15 protein-coding genes are annotated in these 15,929 nt (G+C 66.0%); 10 read left to right on the top strand and 5 right to left on the bottom strand.

All coding sequences use genetic code 11. The annotated features are described in order from the left end of the window. Window position 1 precedes the first annotated feature (1 nt). Together ACVMB1_RS07080 and cobJ are read left to right on the top strand one after the other, a co-directional pair. A complete protein-coding gene (locus ACVMB1_RS07080) occupies window positions 2-733 on the top strand; it encodes a precorrin-2 C(20)-methyltransferase (protein WP_456848346.1) in 732 nt (243 codons plus the stop codon). Continuing rightward, window positions 730-1,464 carry a precorrin-3B C(17)-methyltransferase gene (gene cobJ / locus ACVMB1_RS07085; RefSeq protein ID WP_456784438.1) on the top strand — a complete coding sequence of 245 codons (735 nt, stop codon included), beginning with the start codon at window positions 730-732 and terminating at the stop codon, window positions 1,462-1,464. Before ACVMB1_RS07080 ends, cobJ begins: the two co-directional genes overlap by 4 nt. On the opposite strand, the gene ACVMB1_RS07090 is transcribed toward cobJ, so the two are convergent. Beyond that, window positions 1,440-2,189: a cobalt-precorrin-6A reductase gene (locus ACVMB1_RS07090; protein ID WP_057015897.1), complete on the bottom strand. Its 750-nt coding sequence runs from the start codon at window positions 2,187-2,189 to the stop codon at window positions 1,440-1,442. The genes cobJ and ACVMB1_RS07090 overlap by 25 nt on opposite strands. Between ACVMB1_RS07090 and cbiE the strand changes: the two genes are divergently transcribed. From cbiE to cobF, 6 genes are read left to right on the top strand one after another with little or no spacing between them, the layout of a single operon-like run. After that, on the top strand, window positions 2,188-3,369 hold the full coding sequence (cbiE, locus tag ACVMB1_RS07095) for a precorrin-6y C5,15-methyltransferase (decarboxylating) subunit CbiE (RefSeq protein ID WP_456784439.1): 1,182 nt from the start codon (window positions 2,188-2,190) through the stop codon (window positions 3,367-3,369). The genes ACVMB1_RS07090 and cbiE overlap by 2 nt on opposite strands. Next, the gene (locus ACVMB1_RS07100) at window positions 3,366-3,734 is read left to right on the top strand and encodes a cobalamin biosynthesis protein (protein WP_057015941.1); all 369 of its coding nucleotides are present in this window, start codon (window positions 3,366-3,368) and stop codon (window positions 3,732-3,734) included. Before cbiE ends, ACVMB1_RS07100 begins: the two co-directional genes overlap by 4 nt. Then, complete coding sequence (gene cobM / locus ACVMB1_RS07105) at window positions 3,731-4,516, top strand: precorrin-4 C(11)-methyltransferase (protein ID WP_229189273.1); 786 nt, start codon at window positions 3,731-3,733, stop codon at window positions 4,514-4,516. Before ACVMB1_RS07100 ends, cobM begins: the two co-directional genes overlap by 4 nt. Continuing rightward, window positions 4,513-5,823 carry a cobyrinate a,c-diamide synthase gene (locus ACVMB1_RS07110; RefSeq protein WP_456815922.1) on the top strand — a complete coding sequence of 437 codons (1,311 nt, stop codon included), beginning with the start codon at window positions 4,513-4,515 and terminating at the stop codon, window positions 5,821-5,823. The genes cobM and ACVMB1_RS07110 overlap by 4 nt, the downstream gene beginning before the upstream one ends. After that, on the top strand, window positions 5,820-6,548 hold the full coding sequence (cobA, locus tag ACVMB1_RS07115) for a uroporphyrinogen-III C-methyltransferase (RefSeq protein WP_253587288.1): 729 nt from the start codon (window positions 5,820-5,822) through the stop codon (window positions 6,546-6,548). Before ACVMB1_RS07110 ends, cobA begins: the two co-directional genes overlap by 4 nt. Window positions 6,549-6,555: 7 nt before the next feature. Next, entirely contained in the window at window positions 6,556-7,305 is a 750-nt protein-coding gene (cobF, locus tag ACVMB1_RS07120) for a precorrin-6A synthase (deacetylating) (protein WP_456814218.1), read from the top strand. Window positions 7,306-7,871: 566 nt separating this feature from the next. Here the strand turns inward: cobF and ACVMB1_RS07125 are convergent. Both ACVMB1_RS07125 and ACVMB1_RS07130 read right to left on the bottom strand, forming a co-directional pair. Then, window positions 7,872-8,378 carry a YkgB family protein gene (locus ACVMB1_RS07125; RefSeq protein ID WP_057015903.1) on the bottom strand — a complete coding sequence of 169 codons (507 nt, stop codon included), beginning with the start codon at window positions 8,376-8,378 and terminating at the stop codon, window positions 7,872-7,874. A gap of 37 nt (window positions 8,379-8,415) precedes the next feature. Next, window positions 8,416-8,952 carry a carboxymuconolactone decarboxylase family protein gene (locus ACVMB1_RS07130; RefSeq protein ID WP_310884976.1) on the bottom strand — a complete coding sequence of 179 codons (537 nt, stop codon included), beginning with the start codon at window positions 8,950-8,952 and terminating at the stop codon, window positions 8,416-8,418. A 130-nt stretch (window positions 8,953-9,082) separates the two neighbouring features. On the opposite strand from ACVMB1_RS07130, the gene ACVMB1_RS07135 reads away from it, so the two are divergent. Further along, window positions 9,083-10,000 carry an AraC family transcriptional regulator gene (locus ACVMB1_RS07135; protein ID WP_456814219.1) on the top strand — a complete coding sequence of 306 codons (918 nt, stop codon included), beginning with the start codon at window positions 9,083-9,085 and terminating at the stop codon, window positions 9,998-10,000. A 130-nt stretch (window positions 10,001-10,130) separates the two neighbouring features. On the opposite strand, the gene ACVMB1_RS07140 is transcribed toward ACVMB1_RS07135, so the two are convergent. Beyond that, window positions 10,131-11,057, bottom strand: coding sequence for a response regulator (locus ACVMB1_RS07140; protein WP_456784445.1), 927 nt, complete (start codon window positions 11,055-11,057; stop codon window positions 10,131-10,133). Beyond that, window positions 11,047-14,415, bottom strand: a complete 3,369-nt coding sequence (locus tag ACVMB1_RS07145; RefSeq protein ID WP_456814220.1) for a hybrid sensor histidine kinase/response regulator — start codon at window positions 14,413-14,415, stop codon at window positions 11,047-11,049. Before ACVMB1_RS07145 ends, ACVMB1_RS07140 begins: the two co-directional genes overlap by 11 nt. Before the next feature lie 169 nt (window positions 14,416-14,584). Between ACVMB1_RS07145 and urtA the strand changes: the two genes are divergently transcribed. Further along, complete coding sequence (gene urtA, locus ACVMB1_RS07150) at window positions 14,585-15,847, top strand: urea ABC transporter substrate-binding protein (RefSeq protein ID WP_092079983.1); 1,263 nt, start codon at window positions 14,585-14,587, stop codon at window positions 15,845-15,847. The last annotated feature ends 82 nt before the right edge of the window (window positions 15,848-15,929 follow it).

Below are 15,929 nucleotides of genomic sequence, written 5' to 3' on the forward strand. Positions count from 1 at the left end.
GATGGGACGTATCATCTGCTGCGGCCTCGGCCCAGGCGATCCGGACCTGATGAGCGTGCGCGCCGACCGCGTTGTGCGTGCCGCGAAGCACGTCGCCTATTTTCGCAAGAAGGGCCAGCCGGGGCAGGCTCGCCGCATTGTCGAAGGCTTGCTCGCCGCTCACGTCGACGAATATCCGATGGAATATCCGGTCACCACCGGGATCGCGTTCGACAGTCCGGACTATGCGCGGCTGCTTGCCGACTTCTATGACGAATGGGCCGAGCGCCTGGCGCGATTTGCGCGCGCGGTCGACATCGTCGTGCTCTGCGAGGGCGATCCCTATTTCTATGGTTCATTTATGCATCTGCATGCACGGCTGCAGGGGCGTGTCGAGATCGAGATGATCGCCGGCATTCCCGGCATGGTCGGCTGCTGGAATTCGGTGGGTCAGCCGATTGCGCTGGCCGACGATGTGACGACCGTTCTGATGGGGACGCTGCCGGAAGCGGAGCTCGCCGAGCGGATGCGCAGCTCCGACGCGCTGGTCGTCATGAAGACCGGTCGCAATCTTCCGAAGATTCGCCGCGCGCTGGCGTCCGCGGGGCGCCTCGATGATGCGTGGCTGGTCGAACGCGGCACCATGCCGGATCAGCGCGTCGCACGGCTTGCAGATGTCGGCGAGGCCGATTGTCCGTATTTTGCGATCGTGCTGGTGCACGGGCAGGGACGGCGAAGGGAGGCCGCGCAATGACCGGCACGCTGACCATCGCGGGGCTCGGACCGGGCGATGAGGCGCTGATCACGCCGGAGGTCGCTGCTGCGCTCGCGGCTGCGACCGACATCGTCGGCTATGCGCCCTATGTGACCCGCGTGCCGCCGCGCGCCGGGCTCACGCTGCATCCCTCGGATAATCGCGTGGAGTTGCAGCGCGCCGCTGCCGCGCTGCGGCTCGCGTCGGAAGGGGGCCACGTCGTCGTGGTTTCCTCTGGCGATCCCGGTGTGTTTGCGATGGCATCGGCCGTGTTCGAAGCGCTGGAGGACGCGCCGCAATGGCACGACCTGCCGATTCGCGTTCTGCCCGGCGTGACGGCGATGCTGGCGGCGGCGGCAAGCGCCGGCGCGCCGCTCGGTCATGATTTCTGCGCGATCAACCTCTCCGACAATCTCAAGCCATGGCCGCTGATCGAGAAGCGCCTGCGGCTTGCGGCCGAAGCGGATTTCGCGATCGCGATGTACAATCCGCGCTCGGCCAGCCGGCCGGAAGGTTTTGGGCGCGCGCTCGAGATCTTGCGCGAGGCCGGCTGTGACGAGCGGATCGTGGTGTTCGCGCGCGCCGTCAGCACGCCCGAGCAGCGGATCGAGACGGTCGAACTGCGTGACGCAAGGCCGGAGATGGCCGACATGCGGACGCTCGTGATCGTCGGCAATTCGGCGACACGGCGGGTCGGCCGCTGGGTCTACGCGCCGAGGCAGGTTCGATGACCGAGCCACTGCATCACCTCGCTCACGCTTTCCACCCGTGGCCGGTCGGGCAGCGACGGCCGTGTGATCATGATGACGGGAAGGCCGAGCACGCGGGCGGCGTCGATCTTGGCGCGCGCGCCGGTTCCGCCGGAGTTGCGGGCGACGATCCATTCGACGCGACGCGTGCGCATCATCGCGAGCTCACCCTCGAGCGTGAAGGGGCCGCGCGACACAATGACGTCGGCATCGGGCAATGGAAGCGCTTGCTCGGGCGGGTCGACGAACCGCAATGTATAGGCATGCTGCGGCCGGGCGCCGAACGGCGCGACGTGCTGGCGGCCGATCGCGAGGAACACGCTGGCGCGGCTGTCCGGCAAGGCCGCGGCTGCGGATACGACGTCCGCGACCTCGATCCAGCGATCACCGGAGGTTTTGTCCCAGGGCGCGCGTTCGAGCGTGAGCAGCGGCGTTGCGGTCTGCGCGCACGCCGCGATGGCGTTGCGGCTCATCTCGGCCGCGAAGGGATGCGTCGCATCGACCACATGCGTGATGGCTTCGCGTTGCAGATAGTCGGCAAGACCGCTGACGCCGCCGAAACCACCGCTGCGGACTGGCAATGGCTGGTCAGCCGGCGCACGGGTGCGGCCGCCATAGGAATAGACCGCGTCGATCCCCGCGCTTGCGATCGCAGCGGCGAGCAGATTGGCGTCGGCCGTTCCGCCCAGGATCAGGGCACGCATCATGGGTAATCCGTGGTTGACCATCATCGGCATCGGCGAAGATGGCCTTGCCGGCCTCTCCGATGCAAGCCGAAAGGCGCTCCGTGAAGCCGAAACAGTTTTCGGCGGCGAACGGCACCTCGCGCTCGCCGGCATCGCCGACCGTGGCCGTGCCTGGCCGGTGCCGTTCGATGCGAACATCGTGCTGAGCTGTCGCGGCCGTCCGACGGCGGTGCTCGCGTCGGGCGATCCGTTCTGGCATGGCGTCGGCGGAAGCCTTGTCGAGAAGCTGCAGGCCGGTGAGTGGGTCGCGCACTCCGCGCCGTCGACGTTCTCACTGGCGGCGGCTCGTTTGGGCTGGCGTATCGAGAATGCTGTCTGTCTCGGTCTTCATGCCGCGCCGTTCGAGCGGCTGTTGCCGCATCTAGTGCGCGATGCGCGGATCATCTGCCTGCTGCGTGACGGCAAGGCAGCTTCCGACCTTGCGCGCTGGCTGACGGAGCGTGGTTGGGGGGCGTCGGCAATATGGACGCTTGCGGCGCTTGGCGGACCGCGTGAATCCATCACGCAGCATCGCGCCGACTCGTATGCGGGTGATTCAGGCGAGAGCCTGATCGCGATCGCGCTGGAGGCGCGGGGAGCGCAGGGAATCGCACGCAGCTCGGGTCTTGCCGATGCGCTCTTTGTGCATGACGGGCAAATGACAAAGCGGCCGGTCCGCGCGCTTGCGCTGTCGGCGCTCGCGCCGCGGCCCGGTGAGCGGCTGTGGGATGTCGGCGCGGGCTCGGGCTCGATCTCGATCGAGTGGGCGCTGTGTGGAGGGATGGCGATCGCCGTCGAAGCCCGCAGCGAACGCGCCGCCAACATCCGCAGCAATGCGGCGAGCTTCGGCCTGGCGCATCGGATCACGATCATCGAAGGCGAGGCCCCCGGCGCTTTATCGGACCTCGCCGCGCCTGACGCTGTGTTCATCGGTGGCGGCCTCGACGCCGCGATGTTCGATGCGATCTGGTCGCGGATCGCGCCGGGCACGCGGCTGGTCGCACATGCGGTGACCTTGGAGACAGAGGCGCTGCTCTCCGATCTGCACCGGCGTCATGGCGGCGAGTTGATGCGCCTCGAGATCGCGCAGGCCGAGCCATTGGGCCGCTATCGCGCCTGGAAGGCCGCGCGGCCGATCGTGCAATGGAGCGCGCTCCGATGAAAGTCGCCGGTCTCGGATTCAGGCGCAATGCCAGTGTCGCGTCCTTGCGCGACGCACTCGACGCGGCAGGCGGTTCCGACAGCCTTGCGGCAATTGCAACGGTGAGTGATAAGGCCGATGCGGCGGCATTGAGGGACTTGGCGCGGGAATTGGGGCTGCCGGTCCTGAGCATTCCCGCCGGGGTCCTGGCTGAAATAAAGACTGCAACGCAATCCGAGTTCATCGAGGCGAGATTCGGAACGGGCTCGGTCGCCGAAGCTGCGGCGATCGCTGCAGCAGGGCGCGGTGCGCGCCTGATCTCGATCAGGACCGCGTCACCGGACCGGATGGCCGTTGCGGCGATCGCGGAAGGAGACGGCGAATGACGGTGCATTTCATCGGCGCAGGACCCGGCGCTGCCGATTTGCTGACCCTGCGCGGGCGCGATCTCATCGCCTCGTGCCCGGTTTGTCTTTATGCCGGATCGCTGGTGCCATCGGGTGTTCTGGCGCATTGTCCGCCGGATGCGCGCATCGTCAACACCGCGCCGCTCTCGCTCGACCAAATCATCGCCGAGATCGCTGCCGCGCATGCAGAGGGCAAGGACGTCGCGCGGCTGCATTCGGGCGATCTCTCGATCTGGTCGGCGATGGGCGAGCAGCTGCGCCGGCTGCGCGCGTTGCGGATTCCGTATTCGGTCACGCCCGGGGTGCCGGCCTTCTCGGCAGCCGCGGCGGCGCTGGAGGCCGAGCTCACGCTGCCGGGCCTTGCGCAATCGGTGGTGCTGACGCGCACGCCGGGCCGGGCGAGCGCGATGCCTGATGGCGAGACGCTCGCAGCCTTTGCCGCGACCGGCGCGGTGCTGGCGATCCATCTTTCGATCCATCTGCTCGACAAGGTCATCGCCGAGCTCACGCCGCACTACGGCGCGGATTGCCCGGTTGCGATCGTCTGGCGCGCGAGCTGGCCGGACCAGCGCATCGTGCGCGGCACGCTCGCGACGCTCGATACCGCCGTCGGCCCCGAGCTCGAACGCACTGCGCTCATTCTGGTCGGCAAGACGCTCGGCGCGGACGAATTCGCCGAGAGCCGTCTCTATGCAGCTGACTACGACCGTCGCTACCGTCCGGTCGGGGCGGCGCCGCATTTTCCGGAATCATCGCAATGACCGCGGCGCTCGTCATCTCCGCGCCGGCATCCGGTGTCGGCAAGACGACGCTGACCCTGGCGTTGGCGCGCGCCTATCGCAATCGCGGCGTGAGGGTGCAATGCCTCAAGAGCGGGCCTGACTACATCGATCCCGCCTTTCACGCGGTCGCCACGGGACGCGCGTCGGTCAACATCGATAGCTGGGCGATGGCGCGCGAAGCCATCGCGCATTTGGCAGGCCGCGGCGCGCATGCCGATCTCGTGCTGGCGGAAGGCTCGATGGGACTGTTCGACGGCGTCGCCGCGCGGGGCGTCTCGGGGACCGGCGCCACCGCCGACATCGCCGGGATGATGGGATGGCCGGTGCTGCTGGTGATCGATCCCTCTGGTCAGGCGCAGACCGCGGCGGCGGTCGCGGCGGGATTGCGCGATTTTCGCGCCGGCGTTCGGCTTGCCGGCGTCGTCCTCAATCGCGTCGCGAGCGCGCGGCATGAAGCCCTGGTGCGCAATGCCATGGCAGGCGCGGGCATTCCGGTGTTGGGATCGCTGCCGCGCCACGCCGAGATCGCCTTGCCGAAGCGTCATCTCGGCCTGGTGCAGGCCGAAGAGCAAGCGCAAATCGACGGTCTGATTGACGAAGCCGCACGCTTCGTCGCCGAGCATGTCGATCTCGACGCCGTGCTGAAATCGGCCGAGGTCTGGTCGCCGCAATCCGCCGTGCCCAGCCCGGACATCACGCCGCCCGGCCAGCGCATTGCGCTGGCGCGCGATACCGCATTCTCGTTCGTCTATCCGCACATGCTGGAAGCCTGGCGAGCGGCCGGCGCTGAGATCGTGACGTTCTCGCCGCTTGCGGACGAAGGCCCCGACGCGGACGCCGATGTGTGCTGGCTGCCCGGCGGCTATCCCGAACTGCATGCCGGCCGACTTGCGGCCAACAGGCGATTTTTCGGGCGGCTCCGCGCCTTCGCCGCGACGCGGCCGGTGCACGGCGAATGCGGCGGCTACATGGTGCTGGGCGCCGCGCTGACCGACGCCGACGGCGTGCGCCACGAGATGGCGGGCCTGCTCGGCCTTGAGACGAGCTATGCCAAGCGCCGCATGCATCTGGGCTACCGGCTCGCCGAGCTCGCCGCACCGATGCCCGGCCACGGCCCAGGCGCACGCCTGCGCGGCCACGAGTTTCATTATTCGACGATCATCGCGCAGCCCGACACGCCGCTCGCGGTGGTGCGTGATGCGACTGGTACGATCGTTGCGGAGACCGGATCGCGGCGCGGCTGTGCGACGGGTACATTCTTCCATCTGATTGCGGAGGACCGGTGAGCGGATTCGTTTCCTTCGTCTCGGCCGGTCCCGGCGATCCCGAACTCCTGACCATGAAGGGAGCGGCGCGGCTGCGCGAGGCCGATGTGGTGCTCTATGACGATCTTGCTTCGGGCGCGATCCTCGATCTCGCGCGCTCCGGCGCCAATCTCGTCGCGGTCGGCAAGCGCGCCGGCCGCCTGTCGGCGAAGCAGCACCATGTCAGCCGGCTGCTGGTCGATTATGCCACCGCCGGCGTGCGGGTCGTGCGGCTGAAATCCGGCGACGCCGGTATTTTTGGACGGCTCGAGGAGGAGATCGAAGCGCTGCGCGTGGCCGGCATCGGCTACGAGATCATTCCCGGCGTGACCTCGGCGTCGGTTGCCGCCGCGCAGGCCGGCATTCCGCTGACGCGCCGGTTGACCTCGCGCCGGGTCCAGTTCGTCACCGGCGCCGATGTGACGGGCGAATTGCCTGCGGACCTGAACTGGGCGGCGCTGGCCGATCCGGAAGCGACCACCGTCGTCTATATGGGGCGGCGGACCTTCCCGGCATTGGCCGCAAGGCTGATCGCGCACGGCCTCGCGCCCGACACGCCCGCACTGCTGGCGGAATCGCTCGGCCACGCCGACGAGCGGCTGCTTCGCACCACGATCGCAGCGCTGGCCGAACAGCTCACGCAGGCTGGCGCGGCCACGGCGGCTGCCGTTATCCTGTTCGGTGCGCTGGCGCCGGAACGAGGGTGACGCGGCTATGTTGACGCTGTCTCTGATCGGCATCGGTTGTGGTGATCCCCGGCAGCTCTCTTTCGCTGCGACCGCCGCGATCAATGCCGCCGACCTGATCCTGATCCCGCGCAAGGGGACGGCGAAGTCGGATCTCGCCGAGTTGCGTCGCACCATCTGCGCGGAAGCGTTGAGCAACGACCGCACACGCATTGCCGAGTTCGACCTGCCGGTGCGTGACGCCGGTGAGGAGGACTATCGCAAGGGCGTGGACGATTGGCACGATGCGATCGCCGCGACGTGGTCGAAGGAAATCGCGCGCCATCTCGGCGGGGAGGGACGCGTCGCCCTGCTGATCTGGGGCGATCCCTCGCTTTACGATTCGAGCCTGCGGATTGCGCGACGGCTCGATCCGTTGCCATCGATCGAGGTGATCCCCGGCATCACGTCGATCCAGGCGCTGTGCGCGGCGCATGCGCTGCCGCTCAATGAGATCGGCGAGCCGTTTCTTGTGACGACCGGCCGGCGGCTGCGCGAGGGCGGCTGGCCGCCCGGCGTCGACACCGTGGTCGTGATGCTCGACGGCGGCGCCGCTTTCCAGACGCTGGATCCTGCGGGGCTGCAAATCTGGTGGGGCGCCTATCTCGGCATGCCCGATCAGATCGTCATGGCGGGGGAACTGGCAGAGGTGGGCCCTCGCATCGTCGCCGCGCGACGCGAGGCGCGTGAGCGGCACGGCTGGATCATGGACAGCTATGTCCTGAAGCGGAGATCGTGATCCTGATTTTGCTCCGGCGGCATTCCATCCAGCGAGGCCGCTAGGTCTTCAACCCGCGAATCGAGGGTTGGATGGTCAGGCGGTAAGCGACAAGCTTGTCGCCATCGAACTGCTCGAGGGTCGTCTCGCAAACCGGGCAGCGATACTCGCCCTCACTTCCTGACCCGGATGCCAGCTCAAGGCGTCGGAATCCAGCCCCGCAACGCGGGCATGTGACGTCGTCCTTCTTCATCAACTCACCCCAGAACAACACCGGCGCTCCTTTTAGCCCAGACCGCGCGGCGGAACTATGTTCATGGCCGGAGAGCTACCGGATCATTCGTGCATGGAAGCGGCGGTGCGTCGTCGAGCGGGCGACAGCGCAGCCGATCGCGCGGAGCCGATTTTCAACGCGTTATGCAAGTTCGGCAATGGGTTATGGCTCGGCTCTTAAGGAGCATGGGCCGCTGGACCGTGCAGCAATAGTGACTGCCATGTCGTTGTGTTCGAGAGAAATGCTGCGTCTGCTCAATAGCACGCGCGATCGCCGGCACGCCCGAGGCCCACCGGCGATCAATCGCGATCAGCTATTGCCTGATCAGACGAACCACGTCCTGTCGCAGCAGGTAGAGCGAGACGGCGAGCAGGACGACGTCCTTCATCAGGAAGGGCACGTTACCGGTCATCGCGGGGAAGCCACCGGCGGCAACGTCCCAGCCATCGGGCATGAACGGAATGATGGTGACCGTCGCGATGAAGGTTCCGGTCGAGCCGAGGGCGCCGAGCACGCCTAGCCGCTTGTCCCAGAAGCCCGCGAGCAGCAGCGAACCGAACGTCCACTCAGAGGCGCCAAGGAAGTAGCTGGCGCCGGCGTGGCCGAACGCTGGGTACAGCCACCAGATCAGCGGCCCGTTGCTGATGAACGGGACCAGCCGTTCGAACTCGTACGGAAACCACTTCTGGTAACCGAAGAACAGGAACATGATCACCATCGCGGCCCGGACGACGTGATAGTCGAGATCTTCCGCGAGCAGGCCGGACCTATGAAGCGCGCGGACAAGCGGATTTTGTGTGGTGTTGGCAAGCGTGGTCATGGTCGTGATCCTTTTCGCGTGACATCGCCCGGTCGCTTCACGCGACTGCCGGGAAGTCGATGTCGGTGTCGTTGATGCGGTTGAAGACGTTGGTGAAGACCGTGGTCGCAAACGCCAGGCTGATCTCGACCAGTTGCGCGTCGCTGTAGCCGGCGGACTTGATCGCGGCGAAATCCTCGTCGCTCACGGTGCCGCTCGACTGCGCGAGCTTGCGCACGAAATGCACGAGCGCATCGCGCTTGGCGTCACCGGTCGGCGCGCCGTCGCGGATCTGCTTGAGCACATCGGCATTCACGCCGGCGAGTCTGGCGAGATGCGAGTGCGCGGCGACACAATAATCGCAGCCGCTGGCAGCGCTGATCACGAGCTTGACGATCTCCAGGTCGCGCCGGGGCAGGCTGCCGCCAGTCAGGACGGCATCGGCCGCGAGGATCGATTTGAGCGCGGCCGGACCGTGGGCGGCAATCGCCGCGTAGGTGTTCGGGACGGCGCCGATCGCCTTCTTGATCTGGGCGTAGATCTGGCCGGACGGGCCGGTATCGGTTTCGAGATTGGGGGTTGAGAGACGAGACATGGTGGCACTCCTTGTTTGGGGTGGTGAACGATTGCGGAGTGACAATAGGATCGAGATTTGAGACATTGAATGTTCATATTGCTCGTTTATATGCTTCATCGTCTCATGAACTGCTTCGGGGGGAATGGCTATGGATTGGCTGAGCCGGCTGTTCGAGATGATGCCGGTGCGCGGGCGGCTCGACCTGCGCTGCAGCTACAGCGTGCCCTGGCGTATCGAGCAGGGCCCGGGTGTAACCAGCGAGATCCCCTATCATGCGGTGCTTGCCGGCTCGGCGATCCTGGACGACGCCGCGGGCGGACGGCCGTTGCTGCTGAAGGCCGGCGACATCCTCCTGCTTCCCGGCAACCCGCGACACGTGATGCACGATGGCAGCGGGGCGACACCGCTGCCGGCGCGCAACCGGGCGGCGGAGAATTTCACGATCAGCGAAAACCTCGGATCGGACGAACGGCTTGACCTGTTGTGCGGGCACTTCGCGATTGCACCGCCACACGACCGTCTGTTGCGCGGTTATCTTCCGCCGCGTCTTGTCGTGCATGCCGGCACGCGTGCGGGAAAGGGAACGGCTGCGCAGCTCGCCGGGCTCGTGTCGCTGATGCGCAGCGAAACGGCCGACGATCATCTGGGCGGCCACGCCATGCTGAATGCGCTGTCCACGGCAATGTTCGCGCTTGTGCTGCGGCTTGCCAGCGAGACCGATGCAACGTCACGGGGACTTCTCGCCCTGGTCGGCGATCCCAGGCTCGCACCGGCCGTGGCCGCCATGTTCAAGGAGCCCGCGCATGCGTGGTCGCTGCCGGAGCTCGCACGGCTTTGCAACATGTCGCGCGCGACGCTGGCGCGGCAGTTCCAGGACAAGCTCGGGCGATCGGCCAGCGACCTGCTCACCGATATCAGGATGACACTTGCGGCGAACGAGTTGAAGGGATCATCGCTTTCGACCGGCGCCGTGGCAGAGATGGTCGGGTATCAATCGGAGGCCGCCTTTCAGCGCGCCTTCAAGAGCCACATGGGCGTGACGCCGGCGCAGTGGCGAAAGACGTAGCCGCCGGAACACGACGTGTCGTTGGAATCTGCGGTGCCAGCTGATCGGAAAGGCAGTTCGCCGACTGTGGATGCGTAGCGTCCCCCGTGCCTCGCGTACGTTTCGATGCCGAGGCGCAGAGTGCGCTTGATCAAGACTTGCGATGCCTCGCATTGACCGCGATCGCGGCGGCGGCGGTGCGGTTCTCGACGCCGAGCTTGGCGTAGATCTGCTCGAGGTGCTTGTCGACGGTACGCGGGCTGAGGCCGAGGATCTGCGCGATGTCGCGGTTGGTCTTGCCCTTGGAGAGCCAGGACAGCACCTCGCCCTCGCGGGTGGTCAGGCCGAGCTCGCTGGAGAACTCGGCTGGCATGTCGCCGCTGGTGTCCTTGGCGAGCCGCAGCAGGAATTCGTTGGGCCCGAGCTTGCCCATATATTGCAGCCGAAGCTGTTCGTTGCCGGGGAACGACGCCACGGTCGCTGTCTTCTTTCCCGTGACGCCCTTCTGCGCCTGCTCGAGCCATTGCGGCATCGGGTCCGGCAGCGCGAAATTGTCGGCGGCGTCGGCGAGCGTATCCGACAGCAGTCGCTGTGCCTGCGGCGTCGCCCACAGCAGCGCGCCGGCGCTGTTCACGGCGAGCAGATAGCGGCCGGAGACGTCGAGCGCCGCGCGGGCGCTTTGCGTCATCCGCGCATTGGCGAGATGGACCCGGATGCGCGCGAGCATCTCCTCGACCACGATCGGCTTCGTGACATAGTCGACCCCGCCGGCCTCCAGCCCGCGCACGATATGCTCGGTCTCGGCGAGGCCCGTCATGAAGATGATCGGCACGCCGTCGAGCCCTGCGTCGCGCTTCAGCCGCCGGCAGGTCTCGAAACCGTCCATGCCGGGCATCACGGCATCGAGCAACACGATATCGGGCGTGATCTGTTCGACGATGCGCATCGCCGAGGCGCCGTCGAGCGCGACCATCACGGTCATGCCAGCGCCGTCGAGCGCATCGGTCAAGAGACGCAACGTCTCGGGTGAGTCGTCGACGACGAGCGCGACGTCGCGCTTCTTCTGTTCAATGGTCATAGCTGTGCAATGTCTTCAACGTCGCCATATATTCATCGAGATCGAACCGGTCGATCAGCGTGCGCATCTGGCCGACGAAATCGGCATGTTCGGGACACTCATTGCCGATCTCGTCGAGCTTGAGCTGGATCGCCCTGACATAGCCGAGCTGGCCGAGGCTGATCAGCTCTTCGACATATTTCACCGGCGGCCGCGAACCGCTCTCGGGCTTCCATTGCGGAGGCGGGGCCGGCTCGGCCTCATACTGCCACTCGATCTTGAGCAACTGGCGGATGGTCTCGAGCAGCCGCGGGATGTCGATCGGCTTCATCAGGTAGCCGTCATGGAATGGCTGCGCCAGCGGCGCGCCATGAGCCTCCAGCGCGCTGGCCGAGATCATCAGGATCCGCGCCTGGTGATGGCCTTCGGAGCGCAGGGTCTCGGCGACCGTCCAGCCGTCCATGCCCGCCATCGAGATGTCGAGCAGAAATAAGTCCGGCCGGCAATGCTGTGCGAGGGCAAGGCAGCCCGGTCCGTCCGGCGCGCTGAGCAGGATGAAGCCGAGCGGCGTCAGGATCTCGCGCAACAGGTCGCGGTGGGTCGGGTCGTCGTCGGTGATCAGGATGGTCTTGCGCGGACCGTGATAGCCGTACACGGGAGCATCGACCGGTGCATCGCGCCGCGGATTGGTGACCTCCGACAGCAGCAGCTTGACGCGGAAGGTGCTGCCGGTGCCGACCGTGCTCAGGACCTTGATGTCGCCGCCCATCACGCCCGCGAGCAGGCGGCTGATGGTCAGGCCAAGCCCGGTGCCGGTCTGCGGCTGGGTGACGCCGAGCGCACCGCGCTCGAACGGCGCGAAGATCCGCTCGAGGTCGTCGGGCTGGATGCCCGGCCCGGTATCGATCACCTCGAACTCTGCGACCGGGCTGCGGTAATGCACCACGAACTGGACCTGGCCGGATTGCGTGAACTTGATCGCGTTCGACAGCAGGTTGATCAGGATCTGACGCAGCCGCTTCTCGTCGGCATAGACCACGACGGGCAGCACGGCAGGCCGTTTGAACACGAAGTCGATGCCTTTTGCTGCGGCTTGCAGGCGGAACATGCCGACCAGCTGCTCGAGGAAATCGTTCAGCCGCACTTCGTCGCGCGACAGGTAGAGCCGGCCGGCCTCGATCTTGGAGATATCGAGGATGCCGTCGATCAGCCCAGACAGATGATCGGCGCTGCGGCGGACGACGCGCACTTGCTCGCGCGGCCGCACCTGCAGGCTATCGTCCTGCTCCAGCAATTGCGCGTAGCCGGAGATCGCATTCAGCGGCGAGCGCAGCTCGTGGCTGAGGCCCACGACGTACCGGCTCTTGGCGAGATTGGCTGACTCGGCGACTTCCTTGGCGCGCTGCAGTTCGGCATCGGTGCGCTTGTGGGCGTCGATCTCCTGGATCAGCAGCGTGGTCTGCCGGCGCGTTTCCGCTTCCGCGGCACGCCGGCTTTGTTGCGCCAGCACGAACAGCCAGGCGACCACGCCGATGATGAGGGTCAGCGCAAAGAACACCTTCCAGAGCACGTCGGCCAGCAATTCATTGGCATGCACGGCCGCCGTGGTCTGCAGGTAGATCAGGCCGAGCACCAGCGCCACGAGGCCGGCTGAGACGGCGAACACGCCGAGGTAATGCCCGAGCTGTGAATTGATGCGGGCGTAGATCGGCTGCGGCATCACCTTGCCCAGCGCGTCCGAGACCTGTGCGCCGATCCGGCCATGCGGCTTGCAGAGGTCATGGCAGCGTGCGTCGAGCGAGCAGCACAGTGAGCAGATCGGGCCGGCATAGGCCGGGCAGGAAGCCATGTCCTCGGGCTCGAACGCATGCTCGCAGATGCAGCACTGGATCGACTCGATGTTCTGCCAGCTCCGCTTCGGCTTGCGGGCGATGTAGTACTTGCCGTCGGTGGCCCAGGCGATCAGGGGAGCCGTGACGAACGCGACCGCAAGCGCGACGAAGGCCGACAGCGCCTTCGCGGTCGGGCCGAACAGGCCGTAGAACGCGCTGATCGAGACCACGGTGGCGATCGTCATCGCGCCGACGCCGACCGGATTGATATCGCAGAGATGGGCGCGCTTGAACTCGATGTGCTGCGGCCGCAGGCCGAGCGGCTTGTTGACGACGAGATCGGCCACCAGCGCGCCGACCCAGGCGATCGCGACGTTGGAGTAGAGCGCGAGCGTCTGCTCCAGCGCCTTGTAGACACCGATCTCCATCAGCAGCAGCGCGACGACGACATTGAACACCAGCCACACCACGCGGCCCGGATGCGAGTGGGTGAGGCGGGAGAAGAAGTTCGACCAGGCGATCGAGCCGGCATAGGCGTTGGTGACGTTGATCTTGACCTGCGACAGGATCACAAATGTCCCGGTCAGCGCCATTGCCAGATCCGGCTGCGACAGCACGTAGCGGAAGGCTTCGAGATACATGTTGGCCGGCTCGGCCGCGTGCTCGGCCGAGACGCCGTGGCTGAGCGCGAAGAAGGCCAGGAACGAACCGGCCAGCAGCTTGAGCGCGCCGAGCACGATCCAGCCGGGACCGGCGCTCAGCAGCGCGATCCACCAGGCCTTGCGCGAGGTGCGGCGGTCGCGCGGCAGAAAGCGCAGGAAGTCGACCTGCTCGCCGATCTGCGCCACCAGCGCGAACACGACGGAGGCGGCGGTGCCGAACAGCAGCAGGTCGAGAGTCCCTGCGGGATCGCCGTGATCGCCGGCGAATTTGCGCCACTCGGTGAAGGAATGCGGATTGGCCCAGGCGATCGCCGCGAACGGCATGATGTGGAGGATGATCCACAGCGGCTGGGTCCAGAGCTGGAAGCGGCTGATCAGCGTGATGCCGTAGATGACCAGCGGAATGATCACGACTGCGCTGATCAAATAGCCGATCGGTCGCGGGATGCCGAAGCACATGTCGAGCGCGCTGGCCAGGATCACCGCCTCGATCGCGAAGAAGATGAAGGTGAAGGAGGCGTAGATCAGCGAGGTGATGGTCGAGCCAATATAGCCGAAGCCGGCGCCGCGGGTCAGCAGGTCGATGTCGATGCCGCTTTTCGCGGCATGGTAGGCGATCGGCAGCCCGCAGAGGAAGATGATGACGCTGACGACCAGGATCGCGGCGGAGGCGTTCATCGCGCCGTAATTCAGGGTGATGGTGCCGCCGATCGCCTCCAGCGCGAGGAAGGAGATCGCGCCGAGCGCGGTGTTGGCGACGCGGGCGGCGGACCAGCGCCGCGCGCTCTTGGCGGTGAAGCGCAGCGCGTAGTCTTCCAGCGTCTGGTTGGCGACCCATTGATTGTACTGGCGCCTGACGCGGTCTATCCGCTGCCGCCCTGCCACTCGTTTGAACTCCTGGTCCACAATGCGCTGATCGCGGGCAAATCCCGTACCAAAAACCTACGTCGCTATTTTGCGGTGCAGTATACGCGATCTCACGTATCAGTGCGCTGCACAAAAGTGAGCAATCCTCGCCTGATCAATAAGCGTTCTCGAACCAGATGGGGTGCTCATGTCAGACGAACCAAAACCAGGCCTGAAGTCTCCGCTCCGACGCAAGCTCTTGATGGGAATGGCGGCATTGCCGGCCGTTTCGATGCTGGGCCGTCCGGCATTTGCCGACGTTCCTGCAACCTCTGCGGTCAATACCACGGGTCTTGCAGTCACCGATAGCGAAGTCACGGTCGGCATCCTGCATTCCGTCACCGGCACCATGGCGATCTCCGAGACCGGGTCGGTCGAGGCCGAGAAGCTCGCGATCGAGCAGATCAATGCCGCCGGCGGCGTGCTCGGCCGCAAGATCAAGTTCATCCAGGAGGACGGCGCCAGCGACTGGCCGACCTTCGCGGAAAAGGCCAAGAAGCTGCTGGTCAACGACAAATGCGCGGCCGTGATGGGCTGCTGGACCTCGGCCTCGCGCAAGGCGGTGCTGCCGGTGTTCGAGCAGTACAACGGCATGCTGTACTACCCGACCTTCTATGAAGGCCTCGAGCAGTCCAAGAACGTGATCTACACCGGGCAGGAGGCGACCCAGCAGATCATCGCCGGACTCGACTGGGTCAACAAGACCAAGGGCGCCAAGAGCTTCTACCTGCTCGGCTCGGACTACATCTGGCCGCGCACCTCGAACAAGATCGCGCGCAAGCACATCGAGAACCATCTGCAGGGCTGCAAGGTGGTCGGCGAGGAATACTTCCCGCTCGGCTCGACCCAGTTCAACTCGGTCATCAACAAGATCAAGCTGACCAAGCCGGACGTGATCTACGCGATCATTGTCGGCGGCTCCAACGTCGCATTCTACAAGCAGCTCAAGGCGGCCGGCATCGACCTGTCCAAGCAGACGCTGCTCACGATCTCGGTCACCGAGGACGAGATCGACGGTATCGGCGGCGAGAACATCGCCGGCGCCTATGCCTGCATGAAGTACTTCCAGTCGCTCGACAACCCGAACAACAAGGCCTTCGTGCCCGCCTTCAAGAAGATGTGGGGTGAGAAGACCGTGATCGGCGACGTCACGCAGGCCGCCTATCTCGGCCCGTGGCTGTGGAAATTGACGGTGGAGAAGGCGCAGAGCTTCGACATCGACAAGATCGCGGCGGCTTCCCCTGGCGTCGAGTTCAAGGGCGCGCCCGAAGGCTACGTCCGGATCCACGAGAACCATCACCTCTGGTCGAAGACCCGCGTCGGACGCGCCAAGGCCGATGGCCAGTATGAGCTGATCTACGAGACCGCCGATCTCGTCGAGCCGGATCCGTTCCCCAAGGGCTACCAGTGAGCCAGTAGCCCGCATGAGCGGGGCGATATGCGGGACCGTCCCGGGTATCGCCCCCGCTCACCCGGGCTACGAAGCTCCACAA

The organism is Bradyrhizobium sp. USDA 4504, assembly GCF_054063995.1.